Consider the following 24,642-nt stretch of genomic DNA (forward strand, 5'->3'; position numbering starts at 1 on the left):
GTTGACACGCTGAAGCACGGAGGTTGACGCGATGAACCACGGAGGTTGACCTTGCGGAATAATTCATTACACAATATTTCCTCTTCCTTCTTACAGGAAGAGGAAACGTTAGGAATGAAAAGTGAATGTTTTTTATAAGGTTTTCTTACTGTTCGTTTTTCTTAAATCCTGCTTTAACGATTTTTGCCCTTTCGGTTTCGTATGCCACAGGGGCAGGTGTCGGATCTTTTTTAAACCAGAAAGCATCTGTGCCTTCTGCATGTTCTAAGCTCCAACCTTGCCACTCACGGAAAGCATGATAGCACCACGAGAAGTTATATTTCTCAAAAGTGTAGATTGCATCCGTCAGCCATGCTTTTGAGCTCTCGATGGGTGCCCATGCTATAACGCTGAATTCGCCGATGAGTATGGGGACGTTGTTTTTCTCTGCAAAATCGGCAACAGGACGTAAGTCTGTTTCCATAGCAGAACGGTTCCAATTCCCATTAGGGTACTTGTTTTGGATAGCGGCAAGTGCCTGTTCGCGCGACATGTTTTCAGCTCCGTATATTTTTTCGACACCCTGATGAGTAAAGCTGAAAGGTTTATAGAAGTGAATACTGTAGATAACGCGTTTATCTTTCAGTGGAACATAAGTTTTATATTCGTTATCGTTGATACCGGGTTGATAAACAATCCATACATCTTTATCGATTGCTCTGATAGCTGCGATGATATCGGGAGACATCTCTCCCCATTGCTTTGGTGGATGTTGCCAGTTGATCTGCGGTTCGTTGAAAAGATCGTAGCCCCAAATCACGTCATTGTATTCATTACCTTTGAATTTCGTGGCAATCTCTTTCCACATCCTAATAAAATTAGTTTTGAGTTCAGGATTTTTCCAAAAATCTTCCGTTCCTTGTGTCGTAGTTGAAGGGACTTTTCCATCAATCGTTATTGGTGGCTCATGTAAATCTATGATAACTTTTATACCAGTACTACGGGCTGCATCGATTTTTGTTTGAACCATATTGAGATAATCCGGCAGAGCTTCCCAAAAGTCGCGTTTCCGCTTTGTTGCATAATTCACGGGGTTAAACTGCATTCTGATAACATTAGCACCCCATGATTTAGCATCGCTGATGGCTTTTTGGTCTAAATATTCTGCGCTGCTCACCATAAAGCCGCGCACTCTTGGAGGTGTAACAATCTCTTCGGGAGGTGTGGGGGGATTGGGTTTAGGATCCGGTTTAGGTGTATCGGGGACAATGGGAGAGTCTTTACCTCCGCATGCAATTAGTAAGGATAGCGTAAATAATACAATGACTTTTCTCATAATTAATAGGTTTTAAGTTAAGAATTAAAGTATAAATCTATAAATTGTATTTAGGGATGGCAGATATGTTTTGAAAATAATTTGCTCACGATGTCTGTTTGAGTTACTTCGTTATGAGTAAAAATCTTTATAAAATAAAAGATATCTCTTGTGCCTCTGATTTCGTTGTTTTAGTCGTTTGGCAAGGTTGTACTTAGAATACGTTCTTTACTCAGCACCTTGTCGCTGCAATCTCTCGCACCTTGCCCGCCTTCGTAGTTTATCCAGTTAATGGTTTTCCATTTAGTGGAAATAGTAATAACACGTGAAACTCCGAAGCCATGAGCCCATGGCTTGTCAATGCCGATATAACCTCCGTTCATGCTGATATCCATGCCTACCTTGCCATCGGGAGTGCTCGGATCTAAGCGTACATCCACTGAAATGTAGATACCCTCTATACGAGTTTGGTCTATATCTTCGGGGAGATGCATACTGTTGGTTCCGAAATGGTTGATAATTACTTTGGCATCACACCATTTGTTTCCGTAATAATAGTAATTACCTGATTTGGGAATGGGGATAACAGAATATCCGTCGCGCTGGATGGGCTTATAGAAACCGAAAGAGTTAGAGTCACCCGGTTTATAAAGTACGTTAACATAGTCCTTGTCGTATGCGCCCGACCATCTGATAGGTGTCTCGTCGGTTATCTGCGACTCGGGGAAATTTATGCGTCGCCATACGTTTTCACCTTTGTAAAGTATGTATGCACGATAGTTTTTTACGTTTATCAAAGTGTTAGGATTGGGGTTGTTAGCGTCTATGAATAAGCCTCCTGTGAGACAATAACGATCCATGTTGCGATTTTCATCGGGATAGACACATGCCCCTTCTTCACCGTAAAGTCCCCATCCACACGTCTTGTAAAAACGCGAATTATGGTTCCAAGAAGCGATGTTAAGAGCTGCACCCAAATCTACCGTTCCTCCTTTTTGCCATAATTGCCTTGGATTATCAAAGCCCTTGAACACAAAAGGGGTGCCATCGTTATTGGCTTCGTGCCCTGCTTGAGTGTTACGTATGGCTTGTTCGAATAAGATAATGGATTTAGAGTGTTCGTCTGTTTCCGAAGTACTGCAACCCGTAATAACGATAACAGATATAATCAAACAATATATTTTTCTCATATAGCTAAGAATTTTATAGTTACTTTAGTCGTTTTAAAAGCGATGTGCGGAATATAGGCATTTAAGATAAATATGTTGGAATATATTTGGAGATATCAAATAAAAGCCTTATCTTTGCATCCGCAATTAAGAAATATCGCGGAGTGGAGCAGTTGGTAGCTCGCCAGGCTCATAACCTGGAGGTCGCATGTTCGAATCCTGCCTCCGCAACTTAAAACGCTCAAAGGTCTTATTTAACGGACATTTTGAGCGTTTTTTATGTTGGTTGTTACTCTATGGCGTATTTACGAAGCTCGAATGCCCAGACTTTATAGCCGAAAGGTGTCAGGTGCAGGCCGTCTACAGTGAGCTCCTTACGCATTTCATTAGTACCATGACGCACGAATTTTGCAAAAAGATTGATGTATGTAATGCCTTGTGCGGCACAATAGATGCGTAATGCTCTGTTGATACGTGCCACATCATCGGTCTTTCCTTCGAGCGTTTTCCATCGGCCAAACGACTCGTTGATGGGCAGCAGACTCTGCACATAGAGCTTCGTTTCGGGCGCTTCGCGTCGTATCTTTTCAATTACTTGCTTGCACAATTCCACCACCTGTTCGGGCGATAGGTTGTGACTAAGGTCGTTAACGCCCACCATCAGGAACAGTTTCTTGGGTTTTCCGGGCAATATCTGTATCAGTCTGCCCATGATACCCGCTGCGTCATCGCCGGCTATACCGCGGTTACGTATGCGTTTCCACCTTAATAATTTGTTCCAATCTCCGCCAAGTTCCGTTAAACTGTTGCCCAACATCACAATGTCGGTGCTGTCTATGGGCCTCATTTTCTCAAATTCTGCCACCCGTTCATTGTAGTGCGGAAACGATTTGTACGTTACTTTTTGCTGTCCATACATGCCCATCGCCATGCCTACCGATAGCGTTATCATCGCCAATCTTATCCCTTTCATCTTAGAATTGCTCAAGTATTTCAATCCTTTTCTTAGTATCCGGATGGGTACTGAACAGCGAATTCATGAACCCCATGATACCTGTAGCCATCTCATCCGGATGCATTATGAACAGTTGAGCTACATCCTCGCGCCCTACATTGTCCAATCCGGGATCATCGGATATCTTTTTTAGCGCCGAAGCCAGTGCCAACGGATTGCCCGAAAGTTCCGCCCCGCCCGCGTCGGCCATATATTCGCGTTTGCGAGAGATGGCAAATCGGGTAATCAACGTGAAGAAGTAAGCAATGGCGCAGCACACTATACCGATGAGAAATATCACGATAATAGAGCCTCCGCTGCCTTTCCCGTTGCTGTTGCTGCTGCGTCTGCCGCCGCCATACAGCATGGTGTTGTACATTAAGCGCACCGCCAAGCTCATTATTGTAGATACGATACCCACGAAGATGATGCTTGTTATGAGCAACCGAGTGTCGTGGTTGCGGATATGGGTGAGCTCATGACCGATCACGCCAGCAAGCTCTTCGTCGTTTAAACGGCTCATCAGTCCTGTTGTAACGGTTACCGTATAGCTGTTCTTGTTAATTCCGCTGGCGAAAGCATTCAGTTGCGGATCGTCTACAACGTTGATCTTCGGCATATCCATGTTACATGTGATGCAGAGATTTTCCACGATATTGTAAATCCGAGGGTTCTCCTTGCGTGTCAGCGGGCGCGATCCGGTAGCATGACTGATCATGCTTGTATTCGTAAAATAGGCGATTGCGAACCACAAGGCCACGCCCCCGATTACCCAAGGCACTGTGGTTACGAAGTAATAATTCACCGTTTCCACGTCGAGGGTGTATATTCTGTTTCCCATTTCGTCGTAGTATTCCGCACCGAAATAGTTTACCAATGCCAGAAATACCCATACCATGCCTAAGATAATAATGGGAAACATCATCAACAATATTAGGCTCAACAGGTTATTCCGGCGTATCTGAGTTTGTATTCCTACATATTTCATGTGTGTAAGAGTTAGTTCTTTATTCGTAAGGAGATGGCCTCTTTATCGTAAGGAGATGGCCTTTTTACTGTAAGGAGATGGCCTCTTTATTGTAAGGAGACGGCCTCTTTACCGTAAGGAGACGACCTTTTTACTGTAAGGAGACGGTCTTTTTACTGTAAGGAGATGGCCTCTTTATTGTAAGGAGACGGTCTTTGTAACACTGAACAAGTGTAGAGAAACGGCATAGTCCTTAGGTTCGAGTAAACCAAAGGGTGCTTCTCTGCCTGTAGATGCGGTGGTGCAGAAGTGCCGTCCGCACCCTGTCAGAACTTTACTTCGGGTGCCTTCTCGTAACTGTCGCGCTGTTCTTGCGGCACTTCATACATCGGTTCTTTCTTAAAACCGAACATGTTGGCAAAGAGGTTCGAGGGGAAAGTCTGCACGGCATTATTCAGTTCGCGCGTTGCCGAGTTGAAGTAACGGCGCACGGCTGCCAGTTTGTTCTCGATATCGGCTATCTCTCCCTGCAACTGCAGGAAGTTCTGGTTGGCCTTCAGTTCCGGATAAGCCTCTAAAGACACCTTGAGTCCGGCCAGTGCACTGGTCAGTGCGTTGTCTGCGGCCATCTTATCATTAATCGTAGTTGCACTCATTGCGGCCGCCCGCGCTTCGGTTACGCGCTGGAATACTTCTTTTTCGTGTTCGGCATAGCCTTTGACTGTTCCTACCAACTGCGGCACAAGGTCGTAACGTTGCTTCAGTTGAACATCGATATTTGCAAAAGCATTTTCTCGATTATTACGCAACTTAACGAGGTTGTTATAGATGCTGATTGCCCAAAGTGCCAGTAGCACCACCACTGCCAATACGATAATTCCTGTCATAATATTTTGTTTTTAGTTGATAAATCGTACGTTTCCGCCCGACGGCATACCCCTATAGAGGTTTGCAGGCAAATGTATGTACCGATTGCAAAGATACGATTTTATTCTGAAAAATGCTAAGTATAAGATTTATTAACAGCCGGTGGCCCCTGTATAGCTGCGATATGAGTTTATTTTTCGTACCTTTGTCTGCGGTTAGTAACCTTATATATAATATGTAGATGCGCTCCCTGAAAACTCGCAGGTATTTATCCGACCAAAGTTAGATTGGTGATTTTCTATCGATATGACACAGGTACAACTCTCGTTCATAGCCATGTGTGTGGTTTTTGTGCTGCTCATGGCTGCCATATATTATGGTTTTTACAGATTTTTGAAACGTCCTCAAAGAGATGAAGAGGGGCGTCTGACCTCGCAATGGGATGTTATTTTCGGCATCGATACGCGTATCGATGTTTCACCTGAAGGTAAGACATTAGGTATCAAGCATCGCGATATCGAAAGTATGCGTGCGGTTGTTGTGGCTCTTTTCGTGTTGATACTTTTCTTGAGCGGCGTGTTTGTTTATACTCTCATCGGCTTTCCTGTTCGCCCGCCCGTCTTCCGAATAGGACAAACTGAGTTGGTTATCGGTAAAACAACGGTACGAGATTTGATGCAGGAAGGTTATGTGCTTTATCTGAAAAATACCGATACGCCCGACACCATACGTGCAGAACGTGGCCGGAGCACAGTTGTGTTGGGCCTGTACACCCCGCAGAAAAGAACCATAACGTTTACCTGCAAGCACGAAACATCGGCAGAGAACAGCGATTTAGCCCTTGTTAAAGACGGTATTGTGGTGGCCTTCGTTAATCTCTACCCCGAAGAGGGCGAAACATCTCCCCTCGAACGTTGCGCTATCAAAGAACTGTATATGTATGAGAGCAACCTCGCTGCATTGCAAAAGGCGCATGTCGACGTATCTGTAGATCGTGTTTTGCTCACCGATTTCCATCGTAAACAGTTCGAAGCCACGTTCGGTAAACGCATTTGGCTGTATCCCTCTTACGCCGATCATACGCGTACGAACGACTCATACTGTGTGGCGAAGACGTCGATAAGTGACGGTCTCTTTTGGAACCGCTATAATTTTTGCGTGAAAGTAAACCCTACCGGCACTGTTGTAACCGGCTTCGAACTGAATTGCCGGTATCGGAAAGATAAAGAAGAGTAGGCTTTCTTGAAAGCAAAAGCTACGCCCTGTAAAAGGCAGATGTGCCATTTAAGCCCGATAGAGTGCCTGTGTAAGGCGGTTAGGTAGGCAACATGAGAAATGAGTTTGCAATGTGTTTGTAATAAACAAGTTATAGGTGTGAATTATAGAGTGTACTCCTGTCTTTGGTAAAGATGGGCAAGGACAGGGCGATATCTTTCTGAAATAAGAGACGGGCGTTATATTAGGGAGCGGCAGCTATAAGAGGCGGCGGAAGAATGTTGACCGAACGGGCCCGACGGAAATGAAAATCCGGTTGTTCGAACCCTGTAAGCAGTAAGAACAACCGGATTGTATAGTTGCAATATTTTATTTCATTGCTCGCATAACCTTCTCGAAATATCGCTGCGTTTTCTTCACGCTATAATGGGTACCCCCATTCCATGAACGAATTGCATGTTCGATATTGTTCGTTGGATTATGTACAGACTGGATGAGAAGGAACATTTCTTTCGACTTAGCAATGCTGAATCTGTCAGATAATTTGTATCTCTTTTTGCTTTTTTTCCTTTTAAGAATCTGGTTACATTCAGCTACCAAGATCGGTGTTATCTGCATTACGCCCACCGAGTTGCCATGTTTAGCGTAGCGTTGCCCACCGCTTTCTACTTGAATAATGGCTTCTATCACGGGGTTCCAGTCTACTTTGTTTGCCTTTTTCCCCTTGCCTGCTGCCGAAACAGCGCTTGGGAATCCTGAAAATACAATTAAAATTATTACTACATACGTTATAAATCTCTTCATACTTTGTTGTTTATGGAGTTCTGAGTATAGGAAAAAAGCAAAGATTACTCGCGACTGTAGCTTATGTGAGAATGAGTTGTGCCAACAGTCTAAACTCCGTTCAGATACCTTAGTGAATAGCTTTTCCGAAACAAAAAGAATGTGCTATCCTTATTCTTATCGGGCGCAAAGATACGAAAAAAATACGAACAGGCCAAATAATTTATATAAATATCGGCGATAGGCTATGAGTATAAGGCAGTTAAACGGCCTGTCTGTCGGGCATAGACAGTACTTATGTTGTAAGTGGAAAGTACGTAAAAAGTGTTCGCTTTTACCAATAAATTTGATCGAAGAGCAATAATAAAATGTTTATTTGCTTGCATAGTCCGAATAAAAATAATATTTTTGCACAACGATAATACATGTGCATTTAACATAAAGCCACGGAGGAGCTGAATATGTCGATATCTAAAACACGGCAAAAACTGGTAGATGTTGCCCGTCAGTTGTTTGCCAAAAACGGGATAGCCAATACTACAATGAACGATATTGCCGTGGCTTCCGGCAAAGGACGGCGCACACTCTACACGTATTTCAGCCGGAAAGAAGACGTATATTCGGCAGTTATCGAGTCTGAACTGGAGCGTTTGTCCGATAAACTCGACGAAGTAGCAGCCATGAAAATGCGTCCACAGGACAAAATCATAGAGCTTATCTACACTCACCTAAGCATGATCAAGGAGACTGTGGTACGAAATGGCAACTTAAGAGCCGAGTTTTTCCGCAATATATGGATGGTGGAAAAGGTACGGAAGAACTTCGACGAGGACGAGATAGAGCTTTTTCGTAAGGTATATGTCGAGGGTAAGGCTGACGGAGAGTTCGATATCGACGATGTGGACTTAGTGGCAGACATTACACATTATTGTATTAAAGGGCTCGAAGTGCCGTTCATTTACGGACGTTTGGGGCACGGACTCACGGAAGAGTCAAGCAAACCCTTGGTTGCCAAGGTGGTCTATGGCGCTTTGGGTAAAGCAAGTCTGAAGTAAAATCAATCATATAAACAATTTAATCGATTAGAAAAATGGGATTATTAACAGGAAAAACGGCGCTTGTAACGGGTGCCGCACGCGGTATAGGCAAGGCTATAGCACTGAAATTTGCGGCAGAAGGCGCAAATATAGCATTCACTGATCTCTTTATTGACGAAGAACATGGAGGCTTAGAGACCGAACGCGAGATCGCTGCACTTGGTGTGAAGGCGAAAGGTTTTGCCAGTAATGCGGCCGACTTTGCACAGACTGAAGAGGTTGTAAAGCAGGTAAAAGAGGAGTTCGGATCGGTAGATATTCTGGTAAACAATGCAGGTATTACCAAAGATGGGCTGATGTTGCGCATGACAGAGGCACAATGGGATGCGGTAATTGCCGTGAATTTGAAGAGCGCATTCAACTTTATCCATGCTTGTGTGCCGGTAATGATGCGCCAGCGTGGCGGCTCTATCATCAATATGGCGTCTGTTGTGGGCGTACATGGCAATGCCGGACAGGCGAACTATGCGGCATCTAAGGCCGGTCTTATTGCCCTTGCGAAGAGTATCGGGCAAGAAATGGGACCGAAAGGGGTGCGTGCCAATGCCATTGCACCGGGCTTTATCGACACTGCAATGACGCAGGCGTTACCGGAAGAAATCCGTAAGGAGTGGATTAGCAAGATACCCTTGCGCCGCGGGGGTACGGTAGAAGACATCGCAAACACAGCTCTTTACCTTGCTTCAGACCTATCCAGTTACGTCAGTGGGCAGGTTATACAGGTAGATGGCGGTATGAATATGTGATGTAAACCATTCATGGAGGTTCTCTACGAAGACAATCATATTATCATAGTCTCTAAGCGTAGCGGCGAAATCGTGCAGGGCGATAAGACCGGCGACGTGCCTTTGAGCGAAACGGTAAAGCAATATATCAAAGACAAATATGCCAAACCGGGCAACGTGTTCATAGGTGTAGTGCACAGACTCGACCGTCCTGTGGCCGGTATAGTGGTGTTTGCCAAGACTTCTAAGGCACTCTCGCGGTTAAACAGCATGTTTAGAGACGGTGAAGTGCACAAGACTTATTGGGCTATAACCAAGAACTGTCCGCAGCAAACCGAGGGAACGCTGACCGATTGGCTTGTGCGTAACGAGAAACAAAATAAGAGTTACGCCTACGATCATGAGGTTCCGAACTCGAAAAAGGCCGTATTGAAGTACGATATAATAGGCAAATCGGAGCGATATACCTTGATCGAAGTGCAATTGATGACCGGTAGACACCATCAAATACGGTGCCAATTGGCTCGTATAGGGTGCCCCATCAAGGGCGATCTGAAGTATGGAGCGCCGCGAAGCAATACTGATGGCAGCATTTCTTTGCTTGCCCGTGGGGTAGAGTTCGTGCATCCGGTTTCTAAGAAAACCATCTCCGTAACCGCTCCTTTGCCCGATGATAACCTGTGGCAGGCCATTGCGCCGCAAACAGAGAACGGGCGAAGCGATAATATGCAATAGGTTTATCGGCGATAGACGAGGCTTCTATTGCCGATAAACTATCCGTATATCTTGCACAGACATACGGTGTGTTTTTCTGTATTCAACTCTCATCTTTCATTTTTCATCCCGTACATCTTGCACAGACATGCCCCGTATTTCCGTAATGTGTAATTAAAAATGGCATGAAAACGTCATCCTGTCTCTCCCAAGTAGAGGAAACATGTCCGTAAAATATCTGAAAGGCGGGCTGTAAAGCCTCATCTTATATAAACCAAACCCTTACGATACAGCCCTCCCTCATCCTTCATCCCCCATCCTTCATCCAAAAGTAGGCTAAGCCCCTGCATTACAGCCATTACTCCCTCATCCTTCATCTCTCATCCCTCATCCAAAAGTAGGCCAAGCCCCTGCAATACAGCCATTACTCCCTCATCCTTCATCCCTCATCCCTCATCCATATCGCCCTCCTCCGTAGGGGGTAGGGGAGATTTACCCCCTCCTCGTTGCAGAAAACCCGCATAAATAATGCCGCTAAAACCATAGACTTTCACGAAAAAATACCTATATTTGCACGAAATATCTTTTTAGTACATTCATTGCAACCAATGTATATACGTCGTTTATGAGAAAAGCCCTGAAGTGGATAAGCATTGCTCTGGCCGTGCCCATTCTGCTGTTTATCATACTTTCGCTGTTGTTTTACTTCCCCCCGTTCCAGCATTGGGCAGTGAAACAAGCTACTTCTTACGCCTCTGAAAAGACCGGCATGCAGATCAGCATAGCCCATGTAAACTTAGAATTTCCGCTCGATCTGGGTGTCGAGGGCATCGAAGTAATCCGGCAGAACGACTCTTTGCCGCAGATGAAAGATACCGTTGCCAGTGTCGGCAAGGCGGTGGTCGACGTGCAGTTGTTGCCCCTGTTGCACAAACAAGTAGAAATCGACCGTCTCGAACTCAACGATATGAAGGTGAATACCGCCAACTTTATTCACGAAGCCCGTGTGAAAGGCACCATCGGCCGTTTGGCCTTGCAGAGCCACGGCATCGATCTATCGGGCGAAACCGTAAGAATAAACTCTGTTACTTTGGCCGATGCAAAGATGAATATAGAACTGAGCGATACCGTTCCTCCCGATACTTCGCAGAGCAAGAACTATTGGAAAATCTATGCAGACCATCTTGATATAGGTCGTACAGACGTCACCGTGCACATGCCGGGCGATACTTTACAGGTGCAAGCCTATCTGGGTAAAACCGTTGCCGAGGGCGGCTTTTTCGATCTCTACAAAGGACTGTACCGTGTAAAGCGTTTGGATTGGACGGGCGGACGGCTGAAATACGACAATAGTTTTGAGACCTATGCCAAAGGACTCGACTATAATCATCTTTCATTAAGCGGCATTACGCTCGGTATAGACTCTTTCTTGTATTGCAGTCCGCAGCTTTCGATGCGCTTGCGTGCCTGTGCTTTCAACGAAAAGAGCGGGCTGCAGGTAACACAGATGGCCGGACCTGTGGCGATGGACTCGCTGCGTTTGCACCTTCCGTCGTTTGTTCTGTGCACACCGGAGAGCAGTATAACGGCGCAATTCTCTATGGATTTGAATGCTTTCGATGCCCGTCGCCCGGGCAAGATGAATGCCACAGTCCACGCATCCATAGGTAAGCAGGATATTATGCGTTTCATGCAATCCATGCCGAAGGCCTTCCGGCAGCGGTTCCCCAACTATCCGTTGCAGATAGACGGCGTGGTACGCGGCAATATGCGGCGCATGCAGATCGTTGGGGCGAGCCTGAAACTGCCCACGGCCTTTACTTTCAAAACCGCCGGATATGTTGAAAATCTTGCCGATATAGACCGTCTGCGGGCCGATATCGATGTGAATGCGCGTACTTACGACCTCTCTTTCGTGGCTTCGATGCTCGATCGGGAGCTGATGAAAACCATTCGTATCCCCCAAGGAATAAGCCTGAACGGGCACTTAAAGGCCGACCGGAAAGATTATCAGGCCCGTTTTATAGCCCGAGAGGGGCAGGGTAGCCTGAACGGAACGGCCCGTTTCAACCTCGATCGCATGGCTTATCAGGCGAAACTTACGGCTGCCAATCTGCAAATACAACACTTCGTGCCCAATATGGGGTTACGTCCGTTTACGGGATATGTAGAGGCCGACGGCGTTGGAACCGACTTCATGTCGCCCCGAACGCGCCTTGCAGCCAAAGCACGTGTTACGAATTTCAGCTACGGAGGTTACAATGTAGACCGTCTTACGGCCGATGTACGGGTGGCAGGGGGCAAGGCCCATGCATTCATCAGCAGCAACAACCCGTTGTTGAAGGGCGACATAACGCTCGATGCCCTGCTCCATACCAAGAATATACGCGCCACGGTATCGTGCGATTTGGCCAAAGCAGACCTTTATCGCCTGCATCTAACCGACGTACCCGTTACGGCTGCTTTCTGCGGGCATGTGGATTTGGGCACCGACATGAAAGATTATTATAAGGTACAAGGACTTGTAAGCGACATAAGCGTAGTGGAGAACGGGCGTACAAGTAGACCTGAAGACATAGTACTCGATGTGTTGACGCGACGGGATACCACTCATGCTGTGGTAGACTGTGGGGATTTTCATCTTAAACTGAACGGCAAGGGCGGTTACGAACATCTAATGAAAGCCGCAAACCGCGTGGCCGGCGAGCTTCGGCGGCAGTACAAGAATAAATACATAGACCAAGTAGCCCTGCGAGAACGACTTCCGTACATGCAACTTTACCTGTCTACGGGCAACGATAACTTCTTTATCCGTCTTTTAAATAGGTATGAATTTGCACTGAAAGGCGCTTTGGTAGACATGACCTCGTCGCCTGTTGCCGGTATCAATGGCAAGTTGCAGGTCGATTCGCTCGTAGCATACGGCGTGCGCCTCGATACTATCCGGTTTAATGTGGCTTCTACCGACGACAAGATTACCTATTCGGGCCAGATACGTAACGGAAAGAACAATCCTCAATATGTGTTCAATGCTCTTTTTGGCGGGGGAATGACGGAGAGAGGCACATCGCTTACGGCTCGTCTTTACGATATCGATGAGCAGTTGGGCATCGACCTCGGCATGACGGCCGAAATGGAAAGCGGCGGTATTCGTGCCCACATTCTCGGGCAGAACACCGTATTGGGGTACAAAGAGTTCGGCGTAAACGACGATAATTATATCTTCTTGGGCAACGACAGGCGCGTTTCGGCAAAGGTGAAACTGCTGGCCGCCGATGGTACGGGTATTATGTTGCAGAGCGATGACGATAATCATGATGCCCTGCAAGATATAACCGTCAGCCTCAATAAATTCGATTTGGAGAAGATTTTATCGGTAATACCCTATACACCCAATATTTCCGGCAGCATGAACGGCGATTTCCATGTTATCCAGACTGCCGACGTGGTAACCGTGTCTTCTGCCGTTTCTGTGGATAATATGTATTATGAACACTGTCCGATCGGCAATGTAAGTACAGAGTTTGTCTATATGCCGCGGTCAGATGGCTCTCATAGCGTGAACGGCATGCTGATGAGCGAGGGCAATGAGGTAGCAACGATTGAAGGAAGTTATGATAAAAACGGCTATCTGCATGCCGCCTTGGGCATGAATCACCTGCCTCTACAGGTCGTAAACGGTTTTATTCCCGAGCAAATTGTTGGCTTGCGAGGCTACGGCGACGGCGAACTAACCGTGAAAGGCACCCTTTCTAAGCCTTACGTAGATGGCGAAGTGTACTTAGATTCGTCGTATATTGTAAGCGTACCCTATGGAGTTGAGATGCGTTTTGCTAATGATCCGGTACGCATAAAGGGCAGTAAACTGCTGTTTGAGAACTTTGAGATGTTCGCTAACAATGCCAGTCCGCTGAACCTTTCGGGCAGTTTCGACTTCTCGGATATGGATCGTATGATGCTCGATGTGCGTATGCGTGCACAGAATTTCGAACTCATAGATGCCAAAGAGAATGCACGTTCCACAGCTTATGGTAAGGCCTTCGTCAACTTCTTCGGCTTTATGCAGGGCCCGATAGATAATTTAAAGATGCGTGGAAAGCTGGATGTGCTCGGTACAACCGATATGACGTACGTATTGAGAGATACTGAACTGACGACAGACAACCAACTCGACGAGCTTGTAAAGTTCACCAACTTCAAAGATACGGCCCAACAAGTGGTGAAAAGGCCCCCTCTAACGGGCTTAGATATGCAACTTGCCATGAGTATAGACGAAGCTGCGCACATTACATGTATGCTCAATGCCGAACACTCCAACTATATAGACCTGATGGGAGGCGGCGATTTGATCATGAGTTATAATACTGTAGATAACATACGTCTTACGGGTAGGTACACTTTAGATAACGGAGAAATGAAATATTCGCTGCCTGTAATTCCGCTGAAGACCTTTAAAATCAGGAACGGAAGTTACATCGAGTTCACCGGAGATGCCCTGAATCCGAAGTTAAGTATTACCGCTACCGAGCGTGTAAAGGCCTCCGTGAACGCCGAGACAGGCTTGGGAAGGTCGGTAGAGTTCGATTGTGGAGTGATACTTTCACGGTCTTTGCGCAGTCCGGGTATACAGTTCGTTATTTATGCGCCCAATGATGTATCCACACAGGATGAACTTAACACCATGACAACCGAGGAACGTGGCAAGATAGCCATTGCCATGTTGGTGTCGGGTATGTATCTTACCGACGGCAACACGAGCTCTTTCTCCATGAACAGTGCCCTTAGTTCGTTCCTGAACACCGAAATCAACAACATTGCAGGTACTGCCATGCGCTCGATGGGGCTCGATATAGGCATGAGTGTTGATAACTCTACTACCTCTACAGGTACCATACATACCGATTACAATTTCAGTTTTGCCAAGCGATTATGGAACAATAGGCTCAGTGTTATAGTGGGTGGAAAGGTTTCTTCGGGCACTGAAACCGACCAAGAGCGTAACGATACCTTCTTTGATAATGTGGAATTGGAGTATCGTTTGGACCAAAATTCAAGCAAATATCTCCGTCTGTTCTACAATAACAATACGTATGATTGGCTTGAAGGCCGCATCGGGATGTACGGAGCGGGCTTTATGTGGAAGCGAAAGCTGCAACATTTCTGGGATATTTTCCGTTTCAAGAGCGAGAAGCCGGTACTTCCGCCGGAGCCGGAAGTAAAATCCGACTCAGCAACAATTAAAAACAATCAGAAGAAATGAACAAATCCAAGACGCGTATATTTGCTGTATTGCTGTTGCCGGCAGCAGTGTTGTCGGTGCTGTCGTGCTCGTCTACGCGTGCCATACCCGAGGGCGAACAGCTCTTTACCGGCCTGAAAAAGATAGAATATACCAATTATAGTAAAAACGAACATGCCGTTAAGACGCAGGAGGAGATGGAATATGTGCTCGCATCGGCCCCTAATGGAGCCTTGTTCGGCAGCAGTTATTACCGTACACCGTTCCCCATTCGCCTGTGGATATGGAATGCGTTTTCGCAATCTACGTCGGGTATCGGCAGATGGATAGGCAACACCTTCGGTTCAAAGCCCAAGCTGATGAGCCAAGTCAATCCGAATTTGCGTGCCAGTGTGGCCGAATTGCAGTTACGGAAGTACGGTTATTTCCGCGGAGATGTGGATTATAAGGTCGTTACAGGGCGAAATGCCAAGAAAGCTAAGATTGCCTATACCGTGAATATGGGCCCCCTGTGGACGGTAGACTCCATAGAATACCTTCGTTTCCCGTTGGTGGCAGACAGTTTGATACGTGCTCATCGTGGCGAAGCTGTTATCAAAAACGGCGATCCCTTCAGTGTTTCGGCCCTTTCGAACGAGCGTCTGCGCCTGTCGAAACTATTTCGCAACAACGGTTATTATTACTACAACGAGGGGTATGCCTCATATCTGGCCGACACGGTGAACGTGCCCGGCAAGGTTTTACTGCACTTCCAGATGGCCGACAGCTTAGATGAAAGCGTGAAAAAGAAATGGTATATCGGGAACGTGGACATCAACCTCCGCCGACAGTTTACCGATGTACTCCAAGATTCCATACGTCGCCGCAGCGTTACAGTGCACTTCAATGGGCGCAAACCGCCTATAAGAACGGGTGTTATCCTGCGCGAACTAAGGTTGAGGCCGCACCAGTTGTACAGCGTAGACAATGAGGATATCTCGAAAACAAACCTGCAGAACATGGGACTCTTCAGCTATAGTGCCCTGCGATTTACGCCACGCGATACCACTGCAACTACCGACTCGCTCGATTTAACGCTCGACTTGGTGCTCGATAAGCGTTACGATTTCTATATCGAAGCCAATGCCAAAGGCAAGACTTCGGGCAGGATAGGGCCCGAACTTGTGGTAGGTTTCACCAAACGCAATGCTTTTCGTGGCGGCGAGAAGGTAGATATAAACATGCATGGATCGTATGAATGGCAGACCGGACATAATGCCGAAGGCTCTTCTTCGGGCGTAAATTCTTACGAATACGGTGGAGATGCCGCACTTATCTTGCCCCGTATCTTTACACCTTTCAACCTTTTCGGACGCTCAAGAATAAGGCGCGACAGTCTTCCGCGCCGCAGAAATCTGCTCTCTTATACCACACCGTCGACCACGCTCAAGGCATCTACCAACACTTTAAACCGTGCCGGATACTTCAAGCGCCATATTGTATCGGGCGAACTTACCTATGATTTCTGGACTTCAGAACGCTCTCATCATACTTTCAGCCCGCTTATACTTTCTTATGAGTATATGAACAGCAAAACCGAAGAGTTCGAAAATCTGGTGAATGCCAACCCTTATCTGAAGATATCCATGCAAGATCAGTTCGTGCCCAAGATGAGTTATACTTATCATTATACCAATGCATCGGCAACAAACAACCCCATCGTGTGGGATGCGACTGTGAGCGAGGGCGGAAACCTTGTATCGCTGGGCTACATGATAGGCGGCTATAAGTGGAGCAACAAAGATAAAAAGATGTTCAAGAACCCCTATGCGCAGTTCTTCAAGGTAGAGACCGACTTCGTTAAGATGTGGCGCTTTTCGGAACATTCCACCCTTGTGGGGCACCTGAATGCGGGCATTGTTTACGCTTATGGCAATTCTTCGCAGGCTCCTTACTACGAACAATTCTACGTAGGAGGTGCAAATAGCATTCGTGCATTTAATGTTAGGAGCATCGGACCGGGCAAATACGTGTCGCGGCAGTCGCGTATGTCGTACATAGAGCAGACAGGTGACGTTAAAATATTGGGAAATATAGAATATAGACCGCGCCTCTTCGGCAGTTTGTTTGGCGCTCTATTCCTCGATGCCGGCAATGTGTGGACGGTACATGCCGATTCCGGCAGACCTGACTCGCAGTTCAAGTTCAAGAACTTCATATCTCAAATGGCGGTAGGAACCGGTGTAGGCTTGCGATATGATATGGGTTTGTTCGTTATCCGCGTGGATTGGGGTATCGGGTTGCACGTTCCGTACGACACAGGCAAGAGTGGTTTCTACAATATCAAGAGCTTCCGCGACGGACAGAGCATACATCTCGCTGTGGGATATCCGTTCTAAAGCAGTGATAGGGGAGAACTGTGGTGACCTCCCCCAGCCCCTCCAAAGGAGGGGTGTGCCTTGCGGAAGACGGGTAATTGGACGGTATGACGGCCTCCCCCAGCCCCTCCAAAGGAGGGGTGTGCCTTGCGGAAGACGGGTAGATGGGTGGTGTGGTGACCTCCCCCTGCCCCTCCAAAGGAGGGGTGTGCCTTGCGGAGGACAGGTAGATGGGTGGTGTGGTGACCTCCCCCTGCCCCTCCAAAGGAGGGGTGTGCCTTGCGGAGGACAGGTAATTGGACGGTATGACGGTCTCCCCCAGCCCCTCCAAAGGAGGGGTGTGTCTTGCGGAAGACGGATAGGGGTATTGGTGCTTTGGGGAGTTAATTCCATGCGATGAGAATAGGCCGTACGTTTATTGGTCATGGATGGCGTGCCTATCGGGCGTAAGTTGTACATCTAACGAAAATATGTTGTAGGTGTTTGCCGGTTGCTTCCAACCTCTCTCAAAGAGAGGGATAAAGAATTGGGATGAATTATGATAGATGAAGGGCAGATGGCTGTGTCGCATGTTTTTAATCGGTATAATCCTTTTCAGGAAAACCATCATACTTTTGCCTCTTTACTTTTAGAATATAGAAGATTTAGACGAGCCAAATCACAACTGCACAGCCATTAATCGCCCATCCTTTATTCTGCATCTTTCTTCTCTATTTGCCTCGAACAAACAAAAACATGATGCGGTTGGGCCCGTTTTCAATTAAAAACGTTACTTTTGCAGACAGTAACTCATTAAATCATTTAATAAACAATATTGACATGAAACCTACATTATTGCTCCTTGCTGCCGGCATGGGTAGCCGTTACGGAGGCTTGAAACAGTTGGATGGTTTAGGCCCTAACGGCGAAACCATTATGGACTACTCGATTTACGATGCCATTAAAGCCGGCTTCGGCAAGATAGTTTTCGTAATTCGCAAGGACTTCGAACAAGACTTCCGCGATAAAATTCTTTCGAAATACGAGGGACATATTCCTGCCGAACTGTGCTTTCAGGCGCTCGACAACTTGCCTGCAGGCTTCACAGTTCCCGAAGGCAGGCAGAAACCTTGGGGCACCAATCATGCTGTGATGATGGCTAAAGATGTGATAAAGGAACCGTTTTGCGTAATCAATTGCGACGATTTCTACAATCGTGATGCATTTATGGTGCTCGGAAAGTTCCTGTCTGATCTGCCCGAAGGCTCTAAGAACAATTATGCTATGGTAGGTTTTCGTGTGGGAAACACACTGTCTGACAACGGTACAGTGGCCCGCGGCATTTGCTCGAAGGACAAACAGGGGAACTTGACCACCGTTGTAGAGCGCACGGAGATAATGCGTGTAAATGGCCCTGTGTGCTATAAAGATGAGCAGGGGGCATGGGTAGCCGTGGAGGACAGCACTCCGGTGAGCATGAACATGTGGGGTTTCACGCCTGATTACTTCGAATATAGCGAACAGTACTTCAAAGAATTTCTGTCGGATGCTAAGAATATGACCAATCTGAAGGCCGAATTCTTTATTCCGCTGATGGTAAATAAGCTGATAAACGACGGTACAGCCACCGTAAAAGTACTTGATACTACGAGTAAATGGTTCGGTGTAACTTATTCGGCCGACCGTCAGAGTGTGGTAGACAAAATTCAAAGTCTCATCGATGCGGGCGTATATCCCGCTAAGTTGTTCTAATCTTTGGATGAAAATGAGGACGGAAAGGTGAATGTGAACCCCTCCTATCCTTTCTGAAGGGGAGGAATACAGATAAAAGATGAGAAGTTGGGGGCAAATGCTTGGCGGTTATGCCGTAGAGACTTGGCTCGCCTAAGTGGTTTATGTTTCTAAGACAAGAGAGCCGAGGTGCGTTTGTTCCTTTAATAAGATTTGAATATGTCAAGTTTCTGCAGCACGACGTTCAATCCTTCATCCCTCATCTTTAATCCCTATTCCTCCTGATCACCATAAACACATTATGCAAATAGACATTCTAAATGAACAAGAACTGTGCTTACTTGTACAGCTTATAACCGATGCACAGCGCATCGTGGTGTGTTGTCATAAAAGTCCGGATGGCGATGCCTTAGGTTCTTCGTTGGCTTGGACCGACTATCTGCGCACACAGCACGGCAAACAAGTGAGCCTAATGATACCGGATGCCTTTCCTGATTTCCTGAAATGGATGCCGAATACCGAGAAGGTAGTGCGTTTCGACAAGCATCCCGAGGCTTGTAAAGAGGCTTTTGCCAATGCTGATCTTGTGTTCTGTCTCGATTTCAATGCCACTTCGCGCGTAGATGACATGCAGCCTTTGCTCGACGGAACACCTGCCAAGCGGGTGATGATAGACCATCATCTGTCGCCGGATATGGATACCGTGCTTACTATATCGCACCCCGAAATGAGCAGTACATCGGAACTGATCTTCCGAATTATATGGCAGATGGGAGGTTTCGATACTATGACGAGCCAACAGGCCGTACCTATATATTGCGGAATGATGACGGATACCGGCGGTTTTACCTACAATTCGTCGCGTCCGGATATCTATTTTATTATCGGACAGCTACTGACTAAGGGTATCGACAAGGACAAAATCTACCGCAATGTGTACCATAATTACAGCTCATGGGCCATACGTTTGCGCGGTTATTTGATGAGTCAGAAGCTTAATGTGTTCGAAGAATTGCATTCGGCATACTTTACAATATCGCGAAAGGATATGTCTGATTTCCATTTCGTTAAGGGAGATGCCGAAGGTTTGGTAAATGAACCGCTGCAAATCAAGGGACTTAAGCTCTCTATATCGTTGCGCGAAGACGATCGGAAGGATAATCTCGTATGGGTAAGTCTGCGTTCTGTAGACGATTTTCCTTGCAACAAGGTGGCACAGGAGTTCTTTAACGGAGGCGGGCACCTTAATGCCAGCGGCGGAAAACTGTACTGTTCGCTTGCCGAGGCAGAACAGATAGTGCGCCGAGCCATTATTCATTACGACGATATGTTGAGGCGGTAACTCCTATATGGCTGTGAAGAAAGAATAAAAAAATGAAATCGTAAGGCATACATATATCGTCTGTCGTCTTTTTTTCTTACCTTTGCGTAGTAATTTCATATTATGTAAACAATGAGAAAACTTAGCTATTTAGTGCTTTTTACAGCCGGTTTGCTGCTGATAGCATCGTGCAGTCACAGGGAAACTTATGCCGATCAGAAGAAGAGGGAGCGCGAGGCAATCAGCCGATATATTACCAAACATAACATTAACATAATCTCGGAAGCCCAATTCGAAGCCGCCGGATTTAAGACAGATACGGCAAAGAATCAATATGTACTGTTCACCAGTTCGGGCGTTTATATGCAGATAATAAACGAAGGTTGTGGCAATAAGCTCAATAGCGGTGAGACCGCGACGGCTTTGTGCCGCTTTACAGAGCGCAATTTGCTTACTGATACGATTCAATTATCTAATAACATTCTGCGTTTTTCGTCTATTGTAGACAAGATGACCGTAAAGAATACTTCCGGCACGTTTACCGCATCGTTCTTGAAGGGCAGTAGTCTGATGTACACGGCCTATAACAGCGCGAGCGTTCCCACGGGTTGGTTGGTGCCACTCACATACGTAAAACTGGGCCGACCTGTTACGGCTACCGATCAAATAGCTAAGGTAAAACTCATCGTACCGCATACTTCAGGCCAGCGATATGCCACACAAGGCGTGTATCCATGCTCTTATGAACTAACTTATGAGCGCGGTCTGTAATGGCCATGCCCAAACTTAAATAATGATATTATGACGCTGATCAAGTCGATATCCGGCATCCGAGGAACGATAGGCGGGCATGCCGGCGACACTCTCAACCCCTTGGATATAGTGAAGTTTACGTCGGCATATGCCACATTTATACGTAAAAGCCGTGCTGAGGGGGCAACCAATAAGATCGTTGTAGGCCGTGATGCACGCATATCCGGTAGTATGGTGAAGAATATAGTATGCGGAACGCTCATGGGGATGGGCTATGATGTGGTGAATATCGGCCTTGCTACCACGCCTACAACCGAGCTCGCGGTGCGCATGACGGATGCTGATGGAGGCATAATCATAACGGCCAGCCATAATCCGCGGCATTGGAATGCGTTGAAACTGCTCAATCATGAGGGCGAGTTTCTTACGGCTGACGATGGTAAAGAGGTGCTCGATGCGGCTGAGAAAGAGGATTTTGATTACGCAGATGTAGACCATATCGGCAGTTATACGGACGATAACTCGTTCAACCGCCGCCATATAGACAGCGTACTCGCACTGGATTTGGTAGATACGGAGGCCATCCGTAAGGCGCATTTCAAGGTTGTAGTCGATGCAATCAATAGTGTCGGCGGCATTATATTGCCCGAATTGCTCGATTCTTTGGCCGTTGAGTACAAGATTTTGAATGGTGTACCTAACGGAGACTTTGCACATAACCCCGAACCATTGGCCAAAAACCTTGGCGGTATTATGGGTGAAATGGCGAAAGGCGGGTATGATCTCGGTATCGTAGTGGATCCCGATGTAGACCGTTTGGCATTTATATGCGAGGATGGCAATATGTTCGGCGAAGAATATACGTTGGTTTCGGTGGCCGATTATGTACTTTCGCATACGCCGGGCAATACGGTTTCGAACCTTAGTTCTACGAGAGCGTTGCGCGATATTACCGAGAGACATGGCGGAAAGTATGCTGCTGCTGCCGTTGGAGAGGTAAACGTGACTACGAAGATGAAAGAAGTAGGGGCGGTAATCGGCGGTGAAGGCAACGGTGGAGTAATCTATCCGGCCAGTCATTACGGCCGTGATGCGCTCGTAGGCATTGCTCTTTTCTTGAGTTCATTAGCCCATAAAGGATGCAAGGCAAGCGAGTTGCGTGCCTCGTTTCCCAACTATTTCATTGCTAAAAACCGCATAGACCTGACACCGAGTACCGATGTAGATGCCATATTGAATAAGGTGAAGGAGATGTACAGTAATGAACGTGTGACCGATATAGACGGTGTAAAGATAGATTTTGCCGATAAATGGGTGCATCTTCGTAAGAGCAACACCGAACCGATCATACGTGTATATAGCGAAGCTCCCACTATGGAAGCCGCCGATGCATTGGGTAAAACGCTTATGCAAGTGGTTTACGACATGCAATAAGCGGGCATCCGAGGCATACGTTATGCAGATAAAAGGCCGCTAAGAGCCGTGGCTGCCTGTAACGAGAAGGTTATCATCAGAAAGAAGGCGATAGAAATATCAATACCGTTCTATCAATCTTTCTGATGATAACCTTATTTTTATAGATGATAAGAGATGGGTTTATTTGACTTAGACCGACAATCTAAGACTGACAGACAATAGGTTTGTTCAAGGTAGGATGCCCGACAACAGCAGACTGAAATTGCCTCTGTACTCTTCGACCATTATTTCGTGCAACGCTGTACCATTGCACCGGCGGAATATTTCGGTTGTGCTGAAGCGGGGATATATCTCTTCTAAATGGTCGATCAAGGCCATTTTTACGGCTTGGGGATTATCGGGATCGGCATTGGCAGCCATGATCGTCTGCCACGCAAAGTCGTGGAAAAAGGCGTTAACCTTGTCTTTAATGTCTTTATGAGTGCTGTCGTTCATCCGTATATTCATTGCCTGTTTCTTCTTGATGCTTGTTTGCAGCTTGTATATTGCGCATTAAACCGGCGTATTTTGCACGCTTTACCGCGCTTCCTTTGAATATCTGCCGGTATTCCTCCTCGCTAAGATTGTGCCAACGTTCCTTGGTCATGCCGAGCAGAGCCTCGTTGGGCTGCAGTTCGGGTGTGGTGTTAGGCGTGGCAAAGCGGTTCCACGGGCACGCCTGTTGGCATCTGTCGCAGCCGTAGATGGTATTTCCCATCTTGCAGGCAAAAGCATCTGTCAGCTCTCCGCGGTTCTCTATCGTTTGATAGGAGAGGCATTTCTCGGCGTCGAACTCCCTATCCGGCAGTATCGCCTGTGTAGGACAAGCGTCTATGCAGGCATGGCAACGGCCGCATTTCGATACTTGCGGGCGGTCGTATTCTAACTCCACATCGAGAAAGAGCTCGCCTAAAAAGAACATACTTCCTGCTTTCGGAATGATTAGCTGATGGTTTCGTCCGGTCCATCCCAAGCCTGCACGCTCGGCCCAATAGCGTTCCAGCACCGGTGCAGAGTCGCAGAAGGCGCGATAGTTTTCGAATCCGAAGATGGCGGCCAGCCGGTGTAGCTTTGCTTTTACGATGTCGTGATAGTCTTTTCCGAGCGCATAAGCGGCGAATTGATATTCACCTTCGGGCAGTGTTCGGGCAGGAGCGTAGTTCAAGGCCACGCATACGATAGATTTAACCTCGGGCATCAGCAGTCTCGGATCGAGCCTCTTGTCGGTGTAGTTGTTCATGTAAGCCATGCCGGCATAATCGCCTTGCGCTAACCAACGCATCACTTTCTGCGCCGTGAAGTTATCTACAGGCTCGGCTTTTGCAATTCCACAAGCAGTAAAGCCGAGACCTATCGCCTCGGCTTTTATGCTATTCGAAAGTTCTGAACTCATAACCTTGCTCTTTTAACCACCTTATAGCTGCAGGAAGTGCATAGTGTAGCTTTTCTATACTCTTGAGAGAGTCGTGAAAGGTGATGATGGAACCGTTGCGAGCATAGCGCTTTACGTTGTTCAGAACGTCCTCTGCGGTCATCCATTTGGAGTAGTCGCGGGTAACAAGGTCCCACATTACGATCTTATAACGCCGCTTCAACCACCAATATTCGCTGAACCTCATCACGCCGTGCGGCGGTCGGAAGAGGTGACTATGTATCAGTTCGTTGGCTTTCTCGGTATTGATAACGTAGGTAACCGCCCAATGCTTAAACGCTCCAAGGTGATTGAACGTGTGATTTCCTACCTGATGACCGGCTTGTACGATACGGTTATACAGGTCATGATACCGGAGTACGTTCTCTCCGACCATGAAGAAGGTGGCTTTGATGCCGAACTCGTCGAGCGTATTTAGAATAAACGGCGTTGATTCAGGTATGGGCCCGTCGTCGAACGTGAGGTAAACAGCACGCTCGTTTCGGTCCATTCTCCATATTGCACGCGGGTATAACCAGTGCAACCACTTAGCCGGTTGTTCGATAAACAT

20 protein-coding genes and 1 tRNA gene are annotated in these 24,642 nt (G+C 46.9%); 11 read left to right on the forward strand and 10 right to left on the reverse strand.

The genetic code is table 11. The features are described 5' to 3' along the window. Window positions 1–145: 145 nt before the first annotated feature. Both HMPREF0663_RS00015 and HMPREF0663_RS00020 read right to left on the reverse strand, forming a co-directional pair. Window positions 146–1,315, reverse strand: a complete 1,170-nt coding sequence (locus HMPREF0663_RS00015) for a glycoside hydrolase family 5 protein (protein WP_004367934.1) — start codon at window positions 1,313–1,315, stop codon at window positions 146–148. A gap of 170 nt (window positions 1,316–1,485) precedes the next feature. Further along, window positions 1,486–2,484 (reverse strand): hypothetical protein, encoded by a 999-nt coding sequence (locus HMPREF0663_RS00020; RefSeq protein WP_004367936.1) that lies wholly within the window; start codon window positions 2,482–2,484, stop codon window positions 1,486–1,488. Between the two features lie 137 nt (window positions 2,485–2,621). Between HMPREF0663_RS00020 and HMPREF0663_RS00025 the strand changes: the two genes are divergently transcribed. Beyond that, window positions 2,622–2,694, forward strand: a tRNA-Met gene (locus HMPREF0663_RS00025). Window positions 2,695–2,752: 58 nt separating this feature from the next. Here the strand turns inward: HMPREF0663_RS00025 and HMPREF0663_RS00030 are convergent. The 3 genes from HMPREF0663_RS00030 to HMPREF0663_RS00040 all read right to left on the reverse strand — a co-directional run bounded on the left by HMPREF0663_RS00030 (window position 2,753) and on the right by HMPREF0663_RS00040 (window position 5,311). After that, the gene (locus tag HMPREF0663_RS00030; RefSeq protein ID WP_004367937.1) at window positions 2,753–3,436 is read right to left on the reverse strand and encodes a GDSL-type esterase/lipase family protein; all 684 of its coding nucleotides are present in this window, start codon (window positions 3,434–3,436) and stop codon (window positions 2,753–2,755) included. A gap of 1 nt (window position 3,437) precedes the next feature. Beyond that, window positions 3,438–4,445 (reverse strand): M48 family metallopeptidase, encoded by a 1,008-nt coding sequence (locus HMPREF0663_RS00035; RefSeq protein ID WP_004367938.1) that lies wholly within the window; start codon window positions 4,443–4,445, stop codon window positions 3,438–3,440. A gap of 305 nt (window positions 4,446–4,750) precedes the next feature. After that, window positions 4,751–5,311 carry a LemA family protein gene (locus tag HMPREF0663_RS00040; RefSeq protein WP_004367939.1) on the reverse strand — a complete coding sequence of 187 codons (561 nt, stop codon included), beginning with the start codon at window positions 5,309–5,311 and terminating at the stop codon, window positions 4,751–4,753. Between the two features lie 286 nt (window positions 5,312–5,597). Here HMPREF0663_RS00040 and HMPREF0663_RS00045 point away from each other — a divergent pair, with 286 nt between their 5' ends. After that, window positions 5,598–6,527, forward strand: coding sequence for a hypothetical protein (locus HMPREF0663_RS00045; protein WP_004367940.1), 930 nt, complete (start codon window positions 5,598–5,600; stop codon window positions 6,525–6,527). A gap of 348 nt (window positions 6,528–6,875) precedes the next feature. Here the strand turns inward: HMPREF0663_RS00045 and HMPREF0663_RS00050 are convergent, their stop codons facing one another. Continuing rightward, window positions 6,876–7,310: a transglycosylase SLT domain-containing protein gene (locus HMPREF0663_RS00050; RefSeq protein ID WP_004367941.1), complete on the reverse strand. Its 435-nt coding sequence runs from the start codon at window positions 7,308–7,310 to the stop codon at window positions 6,876–6,878. Window positions 7,311–7,750: 440 nt separating this feature from the next. Between HMPREF0663_RS00050 and HMPREF0663_RS00055 the strand changes: the two genes are divergently transcribed. The 5 genes from HMPREF0663_RS00055 to tamL all read left to right on the forward strand — a co-directional run bounded on the left by HMPREF0663_RS00055 (window position 7,751) and on the right by tamL (window position 17,442). After that, window positions 7,751–8,344 carry a TetR/AcrR family transcriptional regulator gene (locus tag HMPREF0663_RS00055; RefSeq protein WP_004367942.1) on the forward strand — a complete coding sequence of 198 codons (594 nt, stop codon included), beginning with the start codon at window positions 7,751–7,753 and terminating at the stop codon, window positions 8,342–8,344. A 35-nt stretch (window positions 8,345–8,379) separates the two neighbouring features. Beyond that, a complete protein-coding gene (gene fabG / locus HMPREF0663_RS00060) occupies window positions 8,380–9,132 on the forward strand; it encodes a 3-oxoacyl-[acyl-carrier-protein] reductase (RefSeq protein ID WP_004367943.1) in 753 nt (250 codons plus the stop codon). 12 nt (window positions 9,133–9,144) lie between these two features. Then, a complete protein-coding gene (locus HMPREF0663_RS00065) occupies window positions 9,145–9,846 on the forward strand; it encodes an RluA family pseudouridine synthase (RefSeq protein ID WP_004367944.1) in 702 nt (233 codons plus the stop codon). Between the two features lie 604 nt (window positions 9,847–10,450). Continuing rightward, window positions 10,451–15,085 carry a translocation/assembly module TamB domain-containing protein gene (locus HMPREF0663_RS00070; protein WP_004367945.1) on the forward strand — a complete coding sequence of 1,545 codons (4,635 nt, stop codon included), beginning with the start codon at window positions 10,451–10,453 and terminating at the stop codon, window positions 15,083–15,085. Next, entirely contained in the window at window positions 15,082–17,442 is a 2,361-nt protein-coding gene (gene tamL, locus HMPREF0663_RS00075; protein WP_004367946.1) for a translocation and assembly module lipoprotein TamL, read from the forward strand. The genes HMPREF0663_RS00070 and tamL overlap by 4 nt, the downstream gene beginning before the upstream one ends. Window positions 17,443–17,836: 394 nt before the next feature. Here the strand turns inward: tamL and HMPREF0663_RS11550 are convergent, their stop codons facing one another. Then, the gene (locus HMPREF0663_RS11550) at window positions 17,837–18,031 is read right to left on the reverse strand and encodes a hypothetical protein (protein ID WP_016665593.1); all 195 of its coding nucleotides are present in this window, start codon (window positions 18,029–18,031) and stop codon (window positions 17,837–17,839) included. Window positions 18,032–18,240: 209 nt separating this feature from the next. On the opposite strand from HMPREF0663_RS11550, the gene HMPREF0663_RS00080 reads away from it, so the two are divergent. The 4 genes from HMPREF0663_RS00080 (at window position 18,241) to glmM (ending at window position 22,639) form a co-directional block, all read left to right on the forward strand. Then, entirely contained in the window at window positions 18,241–19,152 is a 912-nt protein-coding gene (locus tag HMPREF0663_RS00080; RefSeq protein ID WP_016665594.1) for a glycosyltransferase family protein, read from the forward strand. Window positions 19,153–19,432: 280 nt separating this feature from the next. Further along, window positions 19,433–20,473: a DHH family phosphoesterase gene (locus HMPREF0663_RS00085; protein WP_004367949.1), complete on the forward strand. Its 1,041-nt coding sequence runs from the start codon at window positions 19,433–19,435 to the stop codon at window positions 20,471–20,473. A gap of 111 nt (window positions 20,474–20,584) precedes the next feature. Next, a complete protein-coding gene (bamK, locus tag HMPREF0663_RS00090; protein WP_004367950.1) occupies window positions 20,585–21,223 on the forward strand; it encodes a BamK family beta-barrel-assembly machinery protein in 639 nt (212 codons plus the stop codon). A 30-nt stretch (window positions 21,224–21,253) separates the two neighbouring features. Further along, window positions 21,254–22,639, forward strand: a complete 1,386-nt coding sequence (gene glmM, locus HMPREF0663_RS00095; RefSeq protein ID WP_004367951.1) for a phosphoglucosamine mutase — start codon at window positions 21,254–21,256, stop codon at window positions 22,637–22,639. Window positions 22,640–22,849: 210 nt separating this feature from the next. Here glmM and HMPREF0663_RS00100 read toward each other — a convergent pair whose 3' ends face one another. Genes HMPREF0663_RS00100 through HMPREF0663_RS00110 form a run of 3 tightly spaced genes read right to left on the reverse strand, consistent with a single transcriptional unit; the run spans window position 22,850 to window position 24,642 of the window. Then, on the reverse strand, window positions 22,850–23,128 hold the full coding sequence (locus HMPREF0663_RS00100) for a hypothetical protein (RefSeq protein WP_016665595.1): 279 nt from the start codon (window positions 23,126–23,128) through the stop codon (window positions 22,850–22,852). Further along, window positions 23,097–24,053: a tRNA epoxyqueuosine(34) reductase QueG gene (gene queG / locus HMPREF0663_RS00105; protein WP_004367953.1), complete on the reverse strand. Its 957-nt coding sequence runs from the start codon at window positions 24,051–24,053 to the stop codon at window positions 23,097–23,099. The genes HMPREF0663_RS00100 and queG overlap by 32 nt, the downstream gene beginning before the upstream one ends. Continuing rightward, window positions 24,031–24,642 (reverse strand): polysaccharide deacetylase family protein, encoded by a 612-nt coding sequence (locus HMPREF0663_RS00110; RefSeq protein WP_004367954.1) that lies wholly within the window; start codon window positions 24,640–24,642, stop codon window positions 24,031–24,033. Before HMPREF0663_RS00110 ends, queG begins: the two co-directional genes overlap by 23 nt.

It is taken from the genome of Hoylesella oralis ATCC 33269, assembly GCF_000185145.2.
In the GTDB taxonomy this organism is placed as follows: domain Bacteria; phylum Bacteroidota; class Bacteroidia; order Bacteroidales; family Bacteroidaceae; genus Prevotella; species Prevotella phocaeensis.

Coding starts and splice junctions, on each gene's coding strand:
- HMPREF0663_RS00015 (WP_004367934.1), bottom strand. CDS start 1,315: ATGAGAAAAGTCATTGTATTATTTACGCTATCCTTACTAATTGCATGC.
- HMPREF0663_RS00020 (WP_004367936.1), bottom strand. CDS start 2,484: ATGAGAAAAATATATTGTTTGATTATATCTGTTATCGTTATTACGGGT.
- HMPREF0663_RS00030 (WP_004367937.1), bottom strand. CDS start 3,436: ATGAAAGGGATAAGATTGGCGATGATAACGCTATCGGTAGGCATGGCG.
- HMPREF0663_RS00035 (WP_004367938.1), bottom strand. CDS start 4,445: ATGAAATATGTAGGAATACAAACTCAGATACGCCGGAATAACCTGTTG.
- HMPREF0663_RS00040 (WP_004367939.1), bottom strand. CDS start 5,311: ATGACAGGAATTATCGTATTGGCAGTGGTGGTGCTACTGGCACTTTGG.
- HMPREF0663_RS00045 (WP_004367940.1), top strand. CDS start 5,598: ATGACACAGGTACAACTCTCGTTCATAGCCATGTGTGTGGTTTTTGTG.
- HMPREF0663_RS00050 (WP_004367941.1), bottom strand. CDS start 7,310: ATGAAGAGATTTATAACGTATGTAGTAATAATTTTAATTGTATTTTCA.
- HMPREF0663_RS00055 (WP_004367942.1), top strand. CDS start 7,751: ATGTCGATATCTAAAACACGGCAAAAACTGGTAGATGTTGCCCGTCAG.
- fabG (WP_004367943.1), top strand. CDS start 8,380: ATGGGATTATTAACAGGAAAAACGGCGCTTGTAACGGGTGCCGCACGC.
- HMPREF0663_RS00065 (WP_004367944.1), top strand. CDS start 9,145: ATGGAGGTTCTCTACGAAGACAATCATATTATCATAGTCTCTAAGCGT.
- HMPREF0663_RS00070 (WP_004367945.1), top strand. CDS start 10,451: ATGAGAAAAGCCCTGAAGTGGATAAGCATTGCTCTGGCCGTGCCCATT.
- tamL (WP_004367946.1), top strand. CDS start 15,082: ATGAACAAATCCAAGACGCGTATATTTGCTGTATTGCTGTTGCCGGCA.
- HMPREF0663_RS11550 (WP_016665593.1), bottom strand. CDS start 18,031: ATGATGGTTTTCCTGAAAAGGATTATACCGATTAAAAACATGCGACAC.
- HMPREF0663_RS00080 (WP_016665594.1), top strand. CDS start 18,241: ATGAAACCTACATTATTGCTCCTTGCTGCCGGCATGGGTAGCCGTTAC.
- HMPREF0663_RS00085 (WP_004367949.1), top strand. CDS start 19,433: ATGCAAATAGACATTCTAAATGAACAAGAACTGTGCTTACTTGTACAG.
- bamK (WP_004367950.1), top strand. CDS start 20,585: ATGAGAAAACTTAGCTATTTAGTGCTTTTTACAGCCGGTTTGCTGCTG.
- glmM (WP_004367951.1), top strand. CDS start 21,254: ATGACGCTGATCAAGTCGATATCCGGCATCCGAGGAACGATAGGCGGG.
- HMPREF0663_RS00100 (WP_016665595.1), bottom strand. CDS start 23,128: ATGAATATACGGATGAACGACAGCACTCATAAAGACATTAAAGACAAG.
- queG (WP_004367953.1), bottom strand. CDS start 24,053: ATGAGTTCAGAACTTTCGAATAGCATAAAAGCCGAGGCGATAGGTCTC.
- HMPREF0663_RS00110 (WP_004367954.1), bottom strand. CDS start 24,642: ATGTTTATCGAACAACCGGCTAAGTGGTTGCACTGGTTATACCCGCGT.